The organism is Caldimonas tepidiphila, assembly GCF_003569765.1.
Taxonomy (GTDB): domain Bacteria; phylum Pseudomonadota; class Gammaproteobacteria; order Burkholderiales; family Burkholderiaceae_C; genus Caldimonas; species Caldimonas tepidiphila.
The window spans coordinates 1-16,017 of record NZ_QXMG01000001.1 but is presented as its reverse complement, the minus strand read 5'-3'; the positions used below and the strand labels follow the sequence as shown (position 1 = coordinate 16,017).

Sequence of the window (16,017 nt, the reverse complement as noted above, 5' to 3'; positions counted from 1 at the left end):
CCGGTGGAGGGAGGGCAGGGCGGCGGGGGCGCGTTCACGTCCGGGCGGCCGCCTGCAGCGCCCGCACCGCCCGCGCCGCGTCGCGGCGCAGCTCGTCCAGATCCAGCCCGGGGATCGCGCCGCCGTCGACCACGACGCGGCCCTGCACGACGACGGTCTGCACGCGGGTGGCGGCGCCCGTGAGCACTGGCGCCATCGCCGGGTCGTGCAGGCCGAAATGGCCCGGGCGGTCGAGCCGGTAGATCGCGAGGTCGGCGGCCGCCCCGGGCGCGAGCGTGCCGACGTCGAGCCCCAGCATGCGGCCGCCGCCGGCGGTGCCGATGCCGATCACCTGCTCGGCCGTGATGGCGCCCGCGCCGCCGACCGCTCGGTGCACGAGCCAGGCGGCATGTGCCTCGCTGAGCATGTCGGCCGCCTCGTTCGACGCCGCGCCGTCCACCGCCAGCGACACCGGCGCGCCGGCGGCGAGCAGCCTGGGCACCGGCGCGACGCCCGAGCCGAGCCGCGCGTTGCTCTGCGGGCAGTGCGCGGTGCCGGTGCCGGTCTCGGCGCAGCGCGCGATCTCCGCGTCGCTCAGGTGCACCATGTGCGCGTACCAGACGTCCGGGCCGACCCATTCGTGGCGCTCGACGAACTCCAGCGGCGTGCAGCCGTGGACCTCGCGCGCCCACTTCACGTAGTCGGCCGTCTCCGACAGGTGACTGTGCAGCCGCAGCCCGAGGCGCCGCGCCTCGCGCGCGATCGGCTTCAGGTGCTCCTTGGGCACCGACCAGTTCGGCGTGGTGGGCGCGCTCACCAGCCGCCGCATCGCGCGCGGCGCGGGGTCGTGGAAGCGCCGCACGTCGTGCTCCAGCGAGGCGAGGAACTGATCCAGCGTCTCGGGCCGGCAGGCGGGCGGCGTGTCGGCCGCCTCGACTTCGTCCTCGCGCCGCGTCTGCGTGCCACGGCACAGCACGAGGCGCAGGCCGAGCCGAGCGGCCTCGTCGAACAGCGCCGCCGAGACGTCGAAGGGCAGGCCCGGGCCGTAGTGGTACTGGTGGTCGGCGACGGTGGTGCAGCCCGACAGCAGCAGCTCGACCAGGCCGACGCGCGCCGCCAGCCGCAGCAGCGCCTCCTGGTCGAAATGCCGCCGGAAGGTGTCGGGCACCGCCGCGAGCCAGCCCGGCAGCGGCTGGTCGATGCCGGCCGGGATGCCCTTGAGCAGGCTCTGGAACAGGTGGTGGTGGGTGTTGACCCAGCCCGGCATCACGACGCAGTCGCTCGCGTCGATCACGCGCTCGCCCGCCTGCGGCGCGAGCCGGCCGATGGCCTCGATGCTGCCCGCGCGGATGCGGAGGTCGCCGCCAAGGGCGGCGACGTCGTGGCGCATCGCGGCGCCGGGCAGGCCGGTGACGAGGGCCGCGGCGTTGCGGATCAGCAGGGCGGAGGTGTCGGAGGTCATGGCGGTCGTGTCCCGGGAGGTGGCGGGCCCCCTGGCCCGGACCTTGCACGGATTGTCGGCCCGGCAGGGCGGTCGCGCACGTCTTCTCAGGCCGATTGCGCCGCCGGGCTCGCGCGGTCGGAGCCGCACACGCGGTCGCGCCCCTCGGCCTTGGCGCGGTAGAGCGCCGCGTCCGCGAGCCGCACCAGCTGCTCGGCGTCCTGCCCGGTCGGCACCAGGCTCGCGACGCCGATGCTCACCGTCACGCGGCCGAGCGGCGCGTCGGCATGCGGGAGGGCCTGGGCGGCCAGCCGCTCGCGGATGCGGTGCGCGAGCTCGAAGGCGCCGGCCAGCGGCGTGCCGGGCAGGATCACCGCGAACTCCTCGCCGCCGTAGCGCGCCGCGACGTCGGCCGGCCGGTGCACGCAGTGCGCGATCACCTCGGCCACCGTCTTCAGGCACTCGTCGCCGCCGAGGTGGCCGTAGCGGTCGTTGTAGCGCTTGAACAGGTCCACGTCGAGCATCAGCAGCGACAGCGGGCGGCGCTCGCGCCGCGCGCGCCGCCACTCGTTCTCCAGCGCCTCATCGAAGCGGCGCCGGTTGGCGAGGCCGGTCAGCCCGTCCTGGTTGACCAGGCGCGCGAGCAGCAGGTTGGCGGTCGAGACCCGGCGGTAGAGCACCGCCAGCGCATGCAGGAAGGACAGCAGCACCGCCATCGTCGTGAACAGGCTGCCCTGCTTGGCCACGTACCAGCCGAGGGAGAAGCGGTCGCTGCCGAGAAAGGTGAGCCAGACGTCGAAGCAGGCGGCCGCCATGCCGACGGTGAGCCAGAGCTGCTCGGGCGTCGGGTCCTTCAGCCGCGCCACGGCGAGCAGCGCAATCACGTCGATTAGCAGCAGCACCCAGGGCAGCGCTTCGACGGGACCGGAGAAGAAGGTGCGGCCGTTGACGAACACCGGCGGCAGCAGCTCCATCCAGACCGTCGACAGCGCGGTGGCCAGCGCGACCAGCACGAGCACCGCGAGCACCTCGCGCCCGAGCCGCGTCGGGCCGCCGCGCGGCTGGCGCACGCGCAGCGCATAGCGCAGGATCGCCAGCCCGAAGCCCGCGTGCCAGAACGACCAGACCCAGACCGCGCTCGCCGGCGTGCCGAGCAGCGAGCCGTTCACGATCGCGTCCGGGAACACCGCCGCCAGCGGCAGGAAGATCGCCGCGACGAAGAAGTAGGCGCTGCCGAGCTGCACCGTGGCCGGGTCCTCCTCGGTGTGGCCGCGGCTGTAGAGCAGCAGGGCCAGCAGCAGGTTGGTCACCAGCATCGCCGCGCAGAAGGCGGTCATGTAGCCCGGCAGCGGCGGCAGCGGCCGGTCGGCGTGCGGCGTCAGGAAGGCCGCCGACAGCAGCAGCACCGCGCACAGGATGGTGGCGAGCCCGCGCTGCACCGGGCCGACCACCGGCTCCTCGGCGAGCCAGGTCCCGACCGGCTTCATCGGCCTCGCCGTGTCGACAGGCCCGGGTGACGGCGATCGCCGGCCGGTCGATCCCGGCATTCGTGCTCGTTGCGCCACCTCATCCTGAAGCCTCCCCTCCGGTTCGCGCGGGCAAGTTCCGCGCCCGCGTCCGCCGCCCCATTCTCGGTGGCGGACGCGGTGCCCGCCGGCAGCGGGGGGCTTGCGGCGGCTTCAGGCGGCCTGCGAGCCGCGGTGCGCCCAGGCGGTGGTGCGCTTCTCGACGAGCGCGAAGAACTCGTACATCGCCATCGCCATGATGCCCACCGCCACCAGCCCGGCGAAGGCCAGGCCCATCTGCATCGACGAGCCCGCCGACACCAGCAGGTAGCCGATGCCCTCGTTGGAGGCGTTCATCTCGGAGACGGTGGTGCCGACGAAGGCGAGCGTGATCGCGACCTTCAGCGAGCCGTAGAAGTGCGGCATCGAGCGTGGCAGGCCGACCTTCATCAGCACGTCCCAGCGGCGCGCGCCCAGCACGCGCAGCACGTCCTCGAGCTCGGGCTCGAGCGTCGCGAGGCCCGTGGCGATGTTGACCGTGATCGGGAAGAAGGAGATCAGGAAGGCGGTCAGCACCGCCGGGCCGGCGCCGATGCCGAACCACACGACGAGGATCGGCACGAAGGCGGCCTTGGGCAGCGCGTTGAAGCCGGTCATCAGCGGGTACATCGCCGCGTAGGCGAGCCGCGAGCTGCCGACGACGAAGCCGAGCAGCACGCCGACGACGATCGCCAGGCCGAAGCCGAGCATCGTCACCCAGAAGGTGCGCCAGGAGTGCTTGAGGATCTCGCCGCGGTACTCGAGGAACTGCTCCCAGATGCGCAGCGGGCTCGGGAAGATGAACTCCGAGACGCCGAAGCCGCTGCACACCGCCTGCCAGACCGCGAGGATCGCCAGCAGCAGCAGCCACGGCGACCAGCGCTCCATCTGCTTGTTCTTCGTCATTGCGCGATCTCCGCGTTGCCGGTCTTGCGAATCGCGCCGATGTGGCCGCGCAGCTCGTGCACGATGTCGCTGAAGGCGGGGGTGTAGGTGACTTCCAGGTCGCGCGGGCGCGGCAGGTCGATCTCGCGCCGCACCACGAAGCGGCCGGGGCTGCGGCTCATCACGTAGACCGTGTCGGCGAGGAAGACGCTCTCGCGCAGGTCGTGCGTGACGAGGATGACGTTGAACTTCTGCGCCGCCTGCAGGTCGCGCAGCGTGCACCACAGCTCCTCGCGCGTGAAGGCGTCGAGCGCGCCGAAGGGCTCGTCGAGCAGCAGCATCCTGGGCTCGTGGATCAGCGCGCGGCAGATGCTGGCGCGCTGCTGCATGCCGCCCGAGAGCTGCCAGGGGTACTTGTCCTCGTAGCCGCCGAGGCCGACGCTGGCGAGCAGCGCGCGCGCCTTGTCGCGGTACTCGGCCTTCCTGGCCTTGAAGCTCGAGCGGTAGGGCTCGACGATCTCCAGCGGCAGCAGCACGTTGTCGAGCGTGGTGCGCCACGGCAGCAGCGACGGCGCCTGGAAGGCCATGCCGGTGATCTTGAGCGGCCCGGTGACCTCCTGGCCGCCGATGATGACGGTGCCCCGGCTGGGCTTCTTCAGGCCGGTGGCGAGCTTCATGAAGGTGGACTTGCCGCAGCCCGAGGGACCGACGATGGCGATGAACTCGCCCTCCTGGACCTTCAGGCTGATGTCCTCCACCGCAAACTGGTTGTTCGCGAGCAGCTCGTCGTTGTAGGCGAGCCAGACGCGGTCGAAATCGACGAAAGCTGACATGGCGTGGGCTTGACCGCCCGCCGTGCGGGCGAGGCGGTTCGGGGTTGGGGTACTGCAGGCGGGGGCGGGCGGCGGGCGGGCCGCCGCCCCCGCGGGGGCGGCGCCGGGCGCGCTCAGGGGCGCGCTGCGGGCAGCACGTTGCGCTCGGCGGCAGTCGGCAGGAAGCTGCCGTTCCAGATCGCCGCCGGGTCGACGCGGCCCTTGGTCGCGTAGGCGTCGGCCACCTGGCTCGCCATCAGCGCCAGGCGCGGCGCGCTGACGTTGCCGAAGCCCTCGCTGCGCGCGTCGGCCGTGGCGATGGCCGAGTCGATCGACAGCCGCAGGCGGCGCTCCTCGAGCGCGGCGTTGACGAGGCCGTCACGCTCCTTGACCACCGCGATCACGCCCTTCGGGTCGGCCATCACCTCCTTGGCGCCCTTCGTGAAGGCGCGCAGGAAGCCGCGCACCGCCTCCGGGTTCTTCTTCAGGAAGTCCTCGGAGACGATGATCGCGTTGCCGTAGAACTTGACGCCGTGCTGCGGGTAGAGCATCACGTTGACGTCCTCGGGCTTGACGCCGCGCGCCTCGAGGTTCAGCAGCGACGTGAAGTAGAAGCCGGTGATCGCGTCGACGTCGCCGCGCATCAGCATCGTCTCGCGCAGCGGCGGGTCCATGCTGGTCCAGGTCACGTCGCCGACCTTGTTGGCCTTGGCGAAGACGGGGAAGGCGCGGCGGCCGGCGTCGAACACCGGCGCGCCGAGCTTCTTGCCGGCGAGGTCCGCCGGGCTCTTGATGCCGGTCTTCTTCAGCGAGAACACGGCCGCCGGCGTGTTGTTGTAGACCATCATCACCGCCACGGGCTTGTTCGGCGCGGTCGGGTTGTTGGCGTGGAACTCCATCAGCGCCGCGAGGTCCGCGAAGCCCATGTCGTAGGTGCCGGACGCGACGCGGTTGACCGCGTTGCCCGAGCCGTTGCCGGCGTCGATCGTGACGTTGAGCTTCTCGGCCTTGTAGTAGCCCTTGGCGGCCGGCTGCAGGAAGAAGGCGCTCGGGCCCTCGAAGCGCCAGTCGAGCTGGAATCGGATCGGGGTTTCCTGCGCGTGGGCGGTGCCCAGCGCGGCACCCGCGGCGAGCGCGGCGACGGCTTTCAGGAGGGAGCGCTTGTTCATCGGGAGTCCTTTCGTTATTCGGGATCGGGCAGATGCGGCGGTGTATACACTTTGCATGCCAGCTGTCCCCGCAGGTGCTCGCTGCCGTGACCTCCTGCCGCGGTCCTGCCCGGCAGCGTACCTTCCTTCCTGCGCCAAGCCCCGCGGCTTTGCAGACAACTTCCGGCAATTCGTTCAATCTGTTGCAGATCGGCTCATAGGCGGGCCAGTTGTGCACAAATATTGTGCAGGCGACGCACCGATTTGGGGCTTTCCTGTGAGTCCTGGAGGGGGAGGCCCGAAGGCTCTCGGAGTTGCTTCCCCGCTTCGGCAGGGCGCTCGCGCACTACCGCGCTGTGAATCTGTATACACTTTCTCTCCACGTCGCCGCGGTGCCCGGGATGCGCCTCGCCCCGGTCTGCGATGTCCCCTCCTTACAGAGCCCGCCGTGGTAAGGGGTGTCTTGCTTGGCGCGGCGCCGCCGCCGCGCCCCGGAACCCGCGATGGACTACCTGCTCGACTGGGCCAACCTGCTGCTGCGCTGGGCGCACGTGATCGTCGCGATCGCGTGGATCGGCTCTTCCTTCTACTTCGTCTGGCTCGACAACAGCCTCACGCCGCCCGAGGACCCGGCCCTGCGCACGCGCGGCGTCGGGGGCGAGCTGTGGGCGGTGCACGGCGGCGGCTTCTACCACCCGACCAAGTACCTCGGCGCGCCGCCGAAGCTGCCGGCGCACCTGCACTGGTTCTACTGGGAGAGCTACTCGACCTGGCTGACCGGCTTCGCGCTGTTCACGGTGCTCTACCTGTTCCAGGCCGGCAGCTTCCTGGTCGACCGCAGCGTGTTCGACTGGCCACCGGTCGCCGCCGTGCATGCCGCGCTCGGCTTCCTCGTCGCGTTCTGGCTCGTCTACGACGCGATCTGCCGCTTCCTCGGCGAGAGGAAGAACGGCGATGCCATCGTCGGCGCGCTGGTGTTCGCCGTGGTGGTGTTCTCGTCCTGGCTCGCCTGCCAGCTCTTCGCCGGGCGCGCCGCCTTCCTGCTCGTCGGCGCGATGATGGCCACCGCGATGAGCGCCAACGTGTTCTTCTGGATCATCCCGGGCCAGCGCAAGGTGATCGCGCAGATGAAGGCGGGCCAGCCGGTCGACCCGGTGCACGGCCGCCGCGGCAAGCAGCGCAGCGTGCACAACACCTACTTCACGCTGCCGGTGCTGTTCACGATGATCTCGAACCACTACGGCTTCCTCTACCAGGCGCCGCACAACTGGCTGGTGCTGGTGCTGCTGATGCTCGCGGGCGCGCTGATCCGGCACTTCTTCGTCGCGCGCCACAAGACCGCGGTGGCCGGCCGTCCGGCGCCCTGGGGCTGGGCGCTGGCGGGCGTCGCGCTGCTGGTCGGCGTCGCGGTCTGGCTCGCGCCCGCGCCCCGTGCGGCCGGTGCCGCTGCCGGGACTGTCGCGCCGCCGGCCTTCGCCGAGGTGCGCGCGGTGATCGAGCAGCGCTGCGCCCTCTGTCACAACGCGCAGGTGCAGAGCAAGAACGTCGCGCTGCACACGCCCGAGCTGATCGGCCGGCAAGCGCAGGCGATCCACCAGCAGGCGGTGGTGCTGAAGCTGATGCCGCTGAACAACGCGACGCAGATGACGGACGAGGAGCGCCGGCTGATCGGGCGCTGGTTCGAGGCGGGCGCGCCGCTGCAGTGAGGCCGTGGCGCCGCGCCGGGGACGGTGCTCAGGGCTTCGGTGCGGGAGGGCGCACGCCGCGCCGCCCGGCCATCTCCCCGCCCATCGCGGCGAGCGCGGCGGCGTCAAGCCGGGCGCGCGCGGCCGGATAGACCTGCTCGTCCTCGGTGCGGATGTGCTGCGCGTACAGGCCGCCGAAATGCTCCAGCCGTCGCACCTCGTCGGCGTCCAGGGCCGTCGCTTCGCCGCACGCGAGCGCCCGCAGCGGCTCGCGCGCCGCGGCCCAGGCCCGCGTCATCTCGACGTGGTCGGCCTGCAGGCGGCGCACCGCGTCGGCGAGCGCCGCGTCGCCGGCCGCCAGCAGCACCGGGAACACGTGCCGCTCCTCGTCCTCGTGGTGGTGGGGCGCGGCCACGTCGAAGTAGCGCAGCACGTCGGCCGCCGCATCGCGCGCCGCCGCGTCGCAGCCCTTCTCGCGCAGGTGCGCGATCAGCCGCGCGAGCAGCCGCAGGCTGCGCTGCACCCGCTCGTGGCAGGCGCCGAGCATCTCGAAGGGCTGGTCGAAGCCGACCGCCGGGGAGGTGAAGCCCGGCAGCATCAGGATGCCGCGCCGAACGCGAACGCGAACGGGCCGGCGACGTGCTTGCTCAGCGCCACGCCGACGACGTAGGCCGCCGCCAGCAGCGCGCCGGCGAAGGCGGCGAGGCGCAGCCCGCGCGTGCGGCCGCGCCTGAGCGCGACGGTGCCGAGCGCGATGTAGGCGAGCAGGCCGACGATCTTCGCGACGATCCAGGCCGGCAGCCCGGCGGCGAGGAAATAGGACAGCAGCACGAGCGCGCTCGCCAGCAGCAGCGTGTCGACGACGTGCGGCACGATGCGCACCCAGCGCCGCCCGAGCATCGGCGAGCCGCTCGCCATCCACCAGCCGCGCAGCACGAAGCCCGCGAGGCTGAGCACGACGGCGCTCACGTGCAGGTGTTTCCAGGCGGCGTAACTCATCGGCGCCGATTTTCCGGCGGCGGGCTTCGTCCTGCTTGACGCAGGTCAATCTTGACCTTTTGCAATTTTTGAGAAAGCGCAATACGCGGCTCGCCCCGGACTGAGAGAGTCGCAGGGCCCCAACCCCCCGGAACGCAGCGAGGAGACCTGATCTTGAACTCGGTATTGGACAGACCATTGGTAAGGCCGTCGGGCCCGGCAGCGCATGCCGCGACCGAACGCAGCATTCCACTGGACGCCCGCACCGCGCTCGTGCAGGCCGCGCTGAGCCCGGTGCGGGTGCCGCGCGACGCCGCGCACGCGCTGGCGCTGCTGGCGACCGAGCATGCGCTGCCGCCGAACACGCCGGTGTTCCAGCGTCGCGAGACGGCCCAGCACCTGTGGCTCGTGGCCTCGGGGCAGGTCGCGCTCGGCACGCTCAACGACGGCCGCATGACGCAGCAGACCCGGCTGGCCGAGCCCGGGCAGTGGCTCGACGCGGCCAGCGCGCTGCTGCACGGCGGGCACATCGAGGACGCGGTGACCAAGGGCGAGACGCTGCTGTGGGCCTTCCCGCTCGAGCGGCTGCTGCCCTGCGTCGCGGCGCACCCGACGCTGTCGCACGGCCTGATGACGGTGCTCGCCGGCCGGGTGCGAGACCTGACCGAGGGCACGCTCGGACTGATGCAGAAGGACGCCGAGGCGCGCTGCGCCACCTGGCTGCTGCAGCACGCCGAGCTGCGCCGAGAGTCTGCGGGTCACAGCACCGCCGTCGTCGAGATGCGCGAGCGCAAGCGCTCGATCGCGTCGCAGCTCGCGATCACGCCGGAAACCTTCTCGCGCGTGCTGCGCCACCTGAGCGACAAGGACTTGATCGAAGTCAGGGGCTACACGGTGCGTATCCTTGACGTGGAGCAACTCGGCCGCGTCGCGGCGTCCTGAGGCGCAGCGCCGCGCCGCACAGCCGCACGGACGAGTCCCGGCGGGCCTCGCGGTCCGCGAGCCCTGCCGGCCGGCCGGGTGTCCTGCCGCCTGCGGCTTCCCGGCACGGAAGGGCGGCTGCGCCGGCAGCAGGCGCGACGCAGCTTCCTCGCGATGCTGCACTGCACTCGCCTCCTGCAGCGGCGACGCCGCCGAAGACCCTGGATTTCCCTGGACTTCCGGCGGAAGCGGGGGCACAGGGCCTAACCTATGCCATGTGTAGATTTTTCAAACGGAGAGGGGAACGCAATGTCTGACTTGAGCATGGAACAGCGCCACAACCTGGTCGGCGACCTCAAGCGCGTGGTGTCCGACGCCGAGGCGCTGCTCAGCGCCACCGCGTCCGGCGCGAGCGACGAGATGAGCGAGCTGCGCTTCAAGCTGCAGTCCACGCTGTCGCAGGCCAAGCACAACCTGCTCGACGCGCAGGACGCGGTGGTCCACAAGGCGAAGGCCGCCGCGCACGTGACCGACGACTACGTGCACGACCATCCCTGGAAGGCGATCGGCGCGGCCGCGGGCATCGGCCTGCTGCTCGGGCTGGTGATCGGCCGTCGCTGAACGGCGCGCTCCGATGCCTCGTGCCGAGGGCGCCGCGCCGCCGCGCGACGGCTTCTGGGCTTCGCTGCGCGGTGCCGGCGCCACGCTGCTGGATCTGCTGCACACCCGCCTCGAGCTGCTCGCGACCGAGCTCGACGAGGGGCGGCTGCGGCTGCTGGCCGTGCTCGGCTGGGGCACGGCCGCGGTGCTGCTGCTGTGCATGGGGCTCGGTTTCCTCGCGGTGTTCCTGACGGTGCTGCTGTGGGACAGCCACCGGCTGCTGGTGCTCGGCGTGATGAGCTCGCTGTTCCTCGCCGGCGGCCTCGCGGCGCTGTGGCTGGCGCGCCGGCCGCTCGCGGACGCGCCGCCGCTGCTGGCGGGCAGCCTCGCCGAGCTCGCCGCCGACGCCGAGGCGTTGCGGAGGTTGCATGAGCGCCCGTGAGACCGAGCTCGCGCTGCGCAAGCAGCGCCTGCGCCTGCGCAGCGCCGAGTTGCGCGAGACGCTGCTGCGCCAGTGCGCGGACGCCGCCGTGCCGGTGCAGCGGGCGCGGCAGCGCTGGCAGCGCGCCCGCGCGCTGTTCGCGGGCTTCCGGGACTGGGCACGCGGCCATCCGCAGGGCACGCGCGTGGCGGGCGGGCTCGCCGCCGGCGGGCTGCTCGCCGGCGCCTGGCGCCAGCGCCGCTCGATGGGCAAGCTGCTGCTGCGCGCGGTCAGCGCCTGGCAGCTCTGGCGCCGCGTCAGCGTCCTGCTGCAGCGGCGCTGAGCGGGGCGCGGCCCGCGCCCCGTCCTCCTCGCGGCCGTCCGTGCCGTGCCGCCTCGCCGATTCCTCGCGCGGAGGCCGGCCGATGCGCGGCGCTTGCCGCCGCGTGGTACGGTCCCTGCTCATGCCGGGGGAGCGGCTGATGCCGCTCAAACCCACGTTCCCGGCAGATGCCTAGCCTGTCGCCTTCGATGCAATGCACAGGCGTCGCGAAGGCGCCGAGAGGAGTACGCATGACCCAGGAAACCCTGCATCCGGCCCGTGACGCGAGCGCGGCCACGCTGCCTGCGCAGCCCATCAGCGGCGAGGTGCTGCTCGAGAAATACGCCAAGGGGGAGGAGGGCAGCGTCACCGACGTGCGCCGCCGCGTCGCGCGCGCGCTCGCCGCCGCCGAGCCGCCGGCGCAGCGTGCCGCGTGGGAGGCGCGCTTCCTCGACGCGCAGCAGCGCGGTTTCGTGCCGGCCGGGCGCATTAACTCGGCGGCCGGGACCGAGCTGAGCGCGACGCTGATCAACTGCTTCGTGCAGCCGGTGGGCGACTCGATCGCGCTGCCCGAGGACGGCCGCCCCGGCATCTACACCGCGCTCAGCGAGGCCGCCGAGACGATGCGCCGCGGCGGCGGGGTCGGCTACGACTTCTCCGCGATCCGCCCGCGCGGCGCCTGGGTGCGCAGCACGCAGTCGCACGCGAGCGGCCCGGTGAGCTACATGAAGGTGTTCGACTGCTCCTGCGAGACGGTCGAGTCCGCCGGTGCGCGCCGCGGCGCGCAGATGGGCGTGCTGCGCTGCGACCACCCGGACATCGAGGAGTTCATCCACGCCAAGGACAGCGGCGCGCTGAGCAACTTCAACATCTCGGTGGGCGTGAGCGATGCGTTCATGGCCGCGGTCGAGACCGATGCCGAGATCGAGCTGGTGCACCGCGCCGAGCCGGGCGAGCGGCAGAAGGCGGCCGGCGCCTACCGCAAGGGCGGCAGCGGCAAGGACGCGGGCCTGTGGGTCTACCGCCGCGTGCGCGCACGCGAGCTGTGGGACCAGATCATGCGCTCCACCTACGGCCACGCCGAGCCCGGCGTGCTGTTCCTCGACCGCATCAACCGCGACAACAACCTCTCCTACTGCGAGACGATCGAGGCCACCAACCCCTGCGTCACCGCCGACACCTGGGTGATGACGGCCGACGGCGCGCGGCAGGTGGCCTCGCTCGTCGGGCGGCGCTTCACGGCGATCGTCGACGGCAAGCCCTATCCGACCGAGTCCGACGGCTTCTTCGCCACCGGCGAGAAGCCGGTGTTCGAGCTGCGCCTGCACGAGGGCCAGCGCCTGCGCCTGACCGCCGACCACCCGGTGCGGCGCGTCACGCGCAAGACCCGCCACCGGGTCGAGAGCGCCTGGACGCCGGCCGGCGAGCTGCGTCCCGGCGACGAGATCGTTCTGCACGACCACCGCGCACTCGCCGGCTGGGACGGCATGCTGACCGAGGCCGAGGGCTACCTGCTCGGGCTGCTGCTCGCCGAGGGCCGGCTCGGGGGCGAGGCGGCGGTGCTGTCGCTGCGCGCGCCGGGCCTGCGACTGGTCGCCAACGGCGCGCCGGCCCACGACGACGAGGGCCTGCACGGCGTGATGCAGGCGGCCGAGCAGGCGCTCGCGCTGCTGCCGCACCGCGGCGAGGCCGCCGGCTGGCGACACGCCGGCGCCGGGCACGCCGGGTTCCGCCTGGAGTCGGCGGCGCTTCGGCGGCTCGCGCTCGCGCTCGGCCTGCGCGCGGAGCGCCGCGCCATCACGCCGGCGATGGAGGGGGCCTCGTCCGACTTCTGCAGCGGGCTGCTGCGCGGCCTGTTCGACGCGGACGGCAGCGTGCAGGGCCCCGGGGACGCTTCCTGCGCCTGCGTGCGCTTCGCGCGCACCGACACGGAGTTGCTGCGCGCGATGCAGCGCCTGCTGCTGCGGCTCGGCATCGCGTCGCGCATCGTGCCGCTCGCGGGGCCGGGCGCGAGTGGCGCGCACCGGCTGCACGAGCTCGTCGTCGGCGGCGACAACCTGCGCGTCTTCGCCGAGCGCATCGGCTTCGAGGACGGCACGAAGGCCGCGCGGCTCGCGGCGCTGCTCGGCGGCGGCGGCCGCAGCGGCGAGGCCGGGCCGCGCGAGCGCTTCACCGCCACCGTCGCGTCGCTCGAGCCCTGCGGCGTCGAGCCGGTCTACGACGTCACGGTGGCCGAGGTGCACGCCTTCGACGCCAACGGCCTGGTGGTGCACAACTGTGCCGAGCAGCCGCTGCCGCCCTACGGCTGCTGCTGCCTCGGCTCGGTGGACCTGACGCGCTTCGTCACGCGCCCCTTCGAGCCCGACGCCGGCTTCGACTTCGAGGGCTTCGCCGAGGTCTGCAAGGTCGCGGTGCGCATGCTCGACAACGTGCTCGACGTGACGCACTGGCCGCTGCCGCAGCAGCAGGACGAGGCGCGCAGCAAGCGCCGCGTCGGCCTCGGCTTCACCGGCCTCGGCGACGCGCTGGTGATGCTGAACCTGCGCTACGACACGCCCGAGGCGCGCGCGATGGCGGCGCGCCTGTCGGCGGCGATGCGCGACGCGGCCTACCACGCCTCGGTCGACCTCGCCGTCGAGCGCGGCGCCTTCCCGCTCTTCAACGCCGACCTGTACCTCGCCGGCAACAGCTTCGCGTCGCGCCTGCCGGCCGAGCTCAAGGAGCGCATCCGCGCGCACGGCCTGCGCAACTCGCACCTGCTGTCGATCGCGCCCACCGGCACGATCAGCCTCGCCTTCGCGGACAACGCCTCCAACGGCATCGAGCCCGCCTTCAGCTGGACCTACACGCGCAAGAAGCGCATGGCCGACGGCACCTTCCGGGAGCACGCGGTCGAGGACCACGCGTGGCGGCTGTGGCGCCACCTGAAGGGGCCGGACGCGCCGCTGCCGCCGGCCTTCGTCACCGCGCTCGAGATGAGCGCCGCCGCGCACAAGGACATGGTCGCCGCGGTCGCCCCGTACATCGACACCTCGATCTCCAAGACCGTCAACGTGCCGGCGGACTACCCCTTCGAGGACTTCCGCGAGCTCTACACCGAGGCCTGGAAGGCCGGGCTCAAGGGCCTCGCGACCTACCGGCCCAACACCGTGCTCGGCTCGGTGCTGTCGGTGGCGCCGGCGACGCCCGCCGCGGCCGTGCAGCCGCAGCAGCTCGAGCTGCCGCAGTTCAACCGCCGGCTCGAGATCGCGCAGCTGCCCGCGCCGGTGATGGCCTCGCTGCGCTGGCCGGGCCGCCCGGAGCTGCCCGGCGGCAACATGGCCTGGAGCTTCATGGTCGAGCACCCGGCGGGCGCCTTCGCGCTCTTCGTCGGCGAGCTGCCGATGGACCTCGCGAGCGACGCGCCGCGCCCGGGCCGTCCGCTGCCCTTCGAGGTCTGGGTCAACGGCACCGAGCAGCCGCGCGGGCTCGGCGCGGTGGCCAAGACGCTGTCGATGGACATGCGCGCCAACGACAGCGCCTGGCTGCGCCGCAAGCTCGAGGTCCTGTCCACGGTGGCGGAGGAGCGCGGCTTCGAGATGCCCTTCCCGCCGCACGGCGAGCGCCGCCGCGTGCCCGGGGCGGTCGCGGCGCTGGCGCAGGTCGTGCGCTGGCGATGCGAGCAGCTCGGCGCGCTCGACGCGGGCGGCCCGACCCCGGTGCTCGACGCGATGTTCAGCCCGCACGAGCCCACCACCGGCACCGACGGCACGCTCGCGTGGGCGGTCGATGTCGAGAACCCCGGCACCGGCGAGAGCTTCACGCTCACGCTCAAGGAGATCACGCTGCAGGGCGTCGACGGCTGGGGCGAGGGCGGCAGCGTCACGCGCCCGTACTCGATGGGGCTGTCGGGCAACTACCCGCGCGCGCTCGACGGCCTGGCGCGGCTGCTGTCGCTCGACATGCGCGTGATGGACCCGGCCTGGATCGGCATGAAGCTGCGCAAGCTGCTGAACTACGCCGAGCCGCTCGGTGACTTCATGGCCTTCGTGCCGGACATCGAGCGCGGCGAGCGCCGCCAGCAGACCTGGCCGTCGACGGTGGCCTACCTCGCGCGGCTGATCATCCACCGCTACGCGATGCTCGGCGTGCTGGACGAAAAGGGCTACCCGCTGCGCGAGATGGGCATCCTCGAGCGCCCGCGCGAGCGCGCCGCCGCGACGACGCAGCCGCAACTGATGCAGGGCGCGCGCTGCCCCGACTGCGGCAACGACACGATGATCCAGAAGGACGGCTGCGACTTCTGCACCGCCTGCGGCTACGTGGGGCAGTGCGGCTGAGCGCGGTGCAAGCCCCCCGGCAGGGCGGGGGGCGCGCCGCTGGGGAGCCTCAGGCGCCGGCGGCGCAGCGGCGATCCGCGGGCCGGTCCGCGGCGCTGCCGCAGCCCGGGGAGGCCGCCGGCGCGGCGCCGGCTGTCGTCCTCATCGAGCTCACCTGGGCGACGAGCCGCTCGTAGAGCGGCTCCGCCTGCTCCGGCGGCACGTCGGTGTGGTAGGCCTTGCGCACGCCCCACTCGTGCAGCCGCACATGCACGGTGGGCCGCAGGCCCGACTGCAGCAGGCAGTTGCGCGTGCACTCGAGCACGCAGCCGTCGAGCGCGAGCACCGGCCGGCCTTCTTCGGCGGCCTGCAAGGCCTTGCGCACGATGCTCGGCACGTCGCCGCCGATGCCGGCGATGCAGGACATCTCGGCGAGTCCCGCGCGGTCGAGCCGCACGGCGAACCGGTTGGCGAGTTGCGCGACGTTCGAGCAGCCGGAGCAGGAGAACACGAGGGGCAGCAGGGGTTCGGTCATGGAGGGTTCCGTTTTCGAAGGTGACGAGGCCCGCACCCACGATAGGAACTTCCGGACGGCCTGACCTTGTTCCGAGGCAAGAATCCGCGCGTCGCTGCTCCCGGCCGAGCCGGGGCTTCCAGCAGGTGCTGCCCTCGAGCGGTGCAGCCCTCGCACGCGCCTCTCGCGCCGCCTCCGGGCTCGTCACCGGGGCGCCGCATCCGTTCCACCGTGCCGCAGCGGCTCAGGCGGGCAGCAGGCTCACGTCGAAGGCCCGCTCCACCAGCCACAGCGCCGCCAGCGCCGCGATCGCCGTCGAGCCCAGCCGCACCGCGCCCAGCCGGTACGCGCGCGTCTCGCGCAGAAGGAAGGCGAGCGGCAGCAGCAGCGCGACGACGAGCAACTGGCCCAGCTCGACGCCGAGGTTGAAGCCGAGCAGCGGCAGCGCCAGCGCGCCGCGCTCGAGCCC

15 protein-coding genes are annotated in these 16,017 nt (G+C 72.8%); 6 read left to right on the top strand and 9 right to left on the bottom strand.

Annotated elements, in window-relative coordinates; translation table 11 throughout:
- Positions 1-34: 34 nt before the first annotated feature.
- The 5 genes from D3A59_RS04280 to D3A59_RS04260 all read right to left on the bottom strand — a co-directional run bounded on the left by D3A59_RS04280 (position 35) and on the right by D3A59_RS04260 (position 5,830).
- Positions 35-1,441: an amidohydrolase family protein gene (locus D3A59_RS04280; RefSeq protein WP_119153665.1), complete on the bottom strand. Its 1,407-nt coding sequence runs from the start codon at positions 1,439-1,441 to the stop codon at positions 35-37.
- A gap of 86 nt (positions 1,442-1,527) precedes the next feature.
- Complete coding sequence (locus D3A59_RS04275) at positions 1,528-2,907, bottom strand: GGDEF domain-containing protein (protein ID WP_170162298.1); 1,380 nt, start codon at positions 2,905-2,907, stop codon at positions 1,528-1,530.
- A gap of 192 nt (positions 2,908-3,099) precedes the next feature.
- Positions 3,100-3,870 (bottom strand): ABC transporter permease, encoded by a 771-nt coding sequence (locus D3A59_RS04270; RefSeq protein WP_119153663.1) that lies wholly within the window; start codon positions 3,868-3,870, stop codon positions 3,100-3,102.
- Positions 3,867-4,682 carry an ABC transporter ATP-binding protein gene (locus D3A59_RS04265; RefSeq protein WP_119153662.1) on the bottom strand — a complete coding sequence of 272 codons (816 nt, stop codon included), beginning with the start codon at positions 4,680-4,682 and terminating at the stop codon, positions 3,867-3,869. Before D3A59_RS04265 ends, D3A59_RS04270 begins: the two co-directional genes overlap by 4 nt.
- A gap of 113 nt (positions 4,683-4,795) precedes the next feature.
- Entirely contained in the window at positions 4,796-5,830 is a 1,035-nt protein-coding gene (locus D3A59_RS04260; protein ID WP_119153661.1) for an ABC transporter substrate-binding protein, read from the bottom strand.
- Positions 5,831-6,312: 482 nt separating this feature from the next.
- On the opposite strand from D3A59_RS04260, the gene D3A59_RS04255 reads away from it, so the two are divergent.
- Positions 6,313-7,515, top strand: coding sequence for a urate hydroxylase PuuD (locus D3A59_RS04255; protein WP_119153660.1), 1,203 nt, complete (start codon positions 6,313-6,315; stop codon positions 7,513-7,515).
- A gap of 28 nt (positions 7,516-7,543) precedes the next feature.
- Here D3A59_RS04255 and D3A59_RS04250 read toward each other — a convergent pair whose 3' ends face one another.
- Positions 7,544-8,092: a hemerythrin domain-containing protein gene (locus D3A59_RS04250; protein ID WP_119153659.1), complete on the bottom strand. Its 549-nt coding sequence runs from the start codon at positions 8,090-8,092 to the stop codon at positions 7,544-7,546.
- Positions 8,092-8,493, bottom strand: coding sequence for a SirB2 family protein (locus tag D3A59_RS04245; protein WP_119153658.1), 402 nt, complete (start codon positions 8,491-8,493; stop codon positions 8,092-8,094). Before D3A59_RS04245 ends, D3A59_RS04250 begins: the two co-directional genes overlap by 1 nt.
- 153 nt (positions 8,494-8,646) lie before the next feature.
- Between D3A59_RS04245 and D3A59_RS04240 the strand changes: the two genes are divergently transcribed.
- The 5 genes from D3A59_RS04240 to D3A59_RS04220 all read left to right on the top strand — a co-directional run bounded on the left by D3A59_RS04240 (position 8,647) and on the right by D3A59_RS04220 (position 15,055).
- On the top strand, positions 8,647-9,414 hold the full coding sequence (locus D3A59_RS04240) for a Crp/Fnr family transcriptional regulator (RefSeq protein ID WP_119153657.1): 768 nt from the start codon (positions 8,647-8,649) through the stop codon (positions 9,412-9,414).
- A gap of 288 nt (positions 9,415-9,702) precedes the next feature.
- Positions 9,703-10,014 (top strand): ElaB/YgaM/YqjD family protein, encoded by a 312-nt coding sequence (locus D3A59_RS04235; RefSeq protein ID WP_119153656.1) that lies wholly within the window; start codon positions 9,703-9,705, stop codon positions 10,012-10,014.
- A 13-nt stretch (positions 10,015-10,027) separates the two neighbouring features.
- Positions 10,028-10,435 carry a phage holin family protein gene (locus tag D3A59_RS04230; RefSeq protein ID WP_119153655.1) on the top strand — a complete coding sequence of 136 codons (408 nt, stop codon included), beginning with the start codon at positions 10,028-10,030 and terminating at the stop codon, positions 10,433-10,435.
- Positions 10,422-10,757 carry a hypothetical protein gene (locus D3A59_RS04225; RefSeq protein WP_119153654.1) on the top strand — a complete coding sequence of 112 codons (336 nt, stop codon included), beginning with the start codon at positions 10,422-10,424 and terminating at the stop codon, positions 10,755-10,757. The genes D3A59_RS04230 and D3A59_RS04225 overlap by 14 nt, the downstream gene beginning before the upstream one ends.
- Before the next feature lie 230 nt (positions 10,758-10,987).
- Positions 10,988-15,055 (top strand): LAGLIDADG family homing endonuclease, encoded by a 4,068-nt coding sequence (locus tag D3A59_RS04220; RefSeq protein ID WP_119153653.1) that lies wholly within the window; start codon positions 10,988-10,990, stop codon positions 15,053-15,055.
- A 49-nt stretch (positions 15,056-15,104) separates the two neighbouring features.
- Here D3A59_RS04220 and D3A59_RS04210 read toward each other — a convergent pair whose 3' ends face one another.
- Positions 15,105-15,569 (bottom strand): putative zinc-binding protein, encoded by a 465-nt coding sequence (locus D3A59_RS04210; RefSeq protein ID WP_119153652.1) that lies wholly within the window; start codon positions 15,567-15,569, stop codon positions 15,105-15,107.
- A 223-nt stretch (positions 15,570-15,792) separates the two neighbouring features.
- The coding region (locus D3A59_RS04205) for a HupE/UreJ family protein (RefSeq protein WP_205665115.1) at positions 15,793-16,017 on the bottom strand (225 nt) is incomplete at its 5' end.

What these genes read in the sequence shown, in the direction of transcription:
- D3A59_RS04280 (WP_119153665.1), bottom strand. Translation starts at nt 1,441, where the DNA reads ATGACCTCCGACACCTCCGCCCTGCTGATCCGCAACGCCGCGGCCCTC.
- D3A59_RS04275 (WP_170162298.1), bottom strand. Translation starts at nt 2,907, where the DNA reads ATGAAGCCGGTCGGGACCTGGCTCGCCGAGGAGCCGGTGGTCGGCCCG.
- D3A59_RS04270 (WP_119153663.1), bottom strand. Translation starts at nt 3,870, where the DNA reads ATGACGAAGAACAAGCAGATGGAGCGCTGGTCGCCGTGGCTGCTGCTG.
- D3A59_RS04265 (WP_119153662.1), bottom strand. Translation starts at nt 4,682, where the DNA reads ATGTCAGCTTTCGTCGATTTCGACCGCGTCTGGCTCGCCTACAACGAC.
- D3A59_RS04260 (WP_119153661.1), bottom strand. Translation starts at nt 5,830, where the DNA reads ATGAACAAGCGCTCCCTCCTGAAAGCCGTCGCCGCGCTCGCCGCGGGT.
- D3A59_RS04255 (WP_119153660.1), top strand. Translation starts at nt 6,313, where the DNA reads ATGGACTACCTGCTCGACTGGGCCAACCTGCTGCTGCGCTGGGCGCAC.
- D3A59_RS04250 (WP_119153659.1), bottom strand. Translation starts at nt 8,092, where the DNA reads ATGCTGCCGGGCTTCACCTCCCCGGCGGTCGGCTTCGACCAGCCCTTC.
- D3A59_RS04245 (WP_119153658.1), bottom strand. Translation starts at nt 8,493, where the DNA reads ATGAGTTACGCCGCCTGGAAACACCTGCACGTGAGCGCCGTCGTGCTC.
- D3A59_RS04235 (WP_119153656.1), top strand. Translation starts at nt 9,703, where the DNA reads ATGTCTGACTTGAGCATGGAACAGCGCCACAACCTGGTCGGCGACCTC.
- D3A59_RS04230 (WP_119153655.1), top strand. Translation starts at nt 10,028, where the DNA reads ATGCCTCGTGCCGAGGGCGCCGCGCCGCCGCGCGACGGCTTCTGGGCT.
- D3A59_RS04225 (WP_119153654.1), top strand. Translation starts at nt 10,422, where the DNA reads ATGAGCGCCCGTGAGACCGAGCTCGCGCTGCGCAAGCAGCGCCTGCGC.
- D3A59_RS04220 (WP_119153653.1), top strand. Translation starts at nt 10,988, where the DNA reads ATGACCCAGGAAACCCTGCATCCGGCCCGTGACGCGAGCGCGGCCACG.
- D3A59_RS04210 (WP_119153652.1), bottom strand. Translation starts at nt 15,569, where the DNA reads ATGACCGAACCCCTGCTGCCCCTCGTGTTCTCCTGCTCCGGCTGCTCG.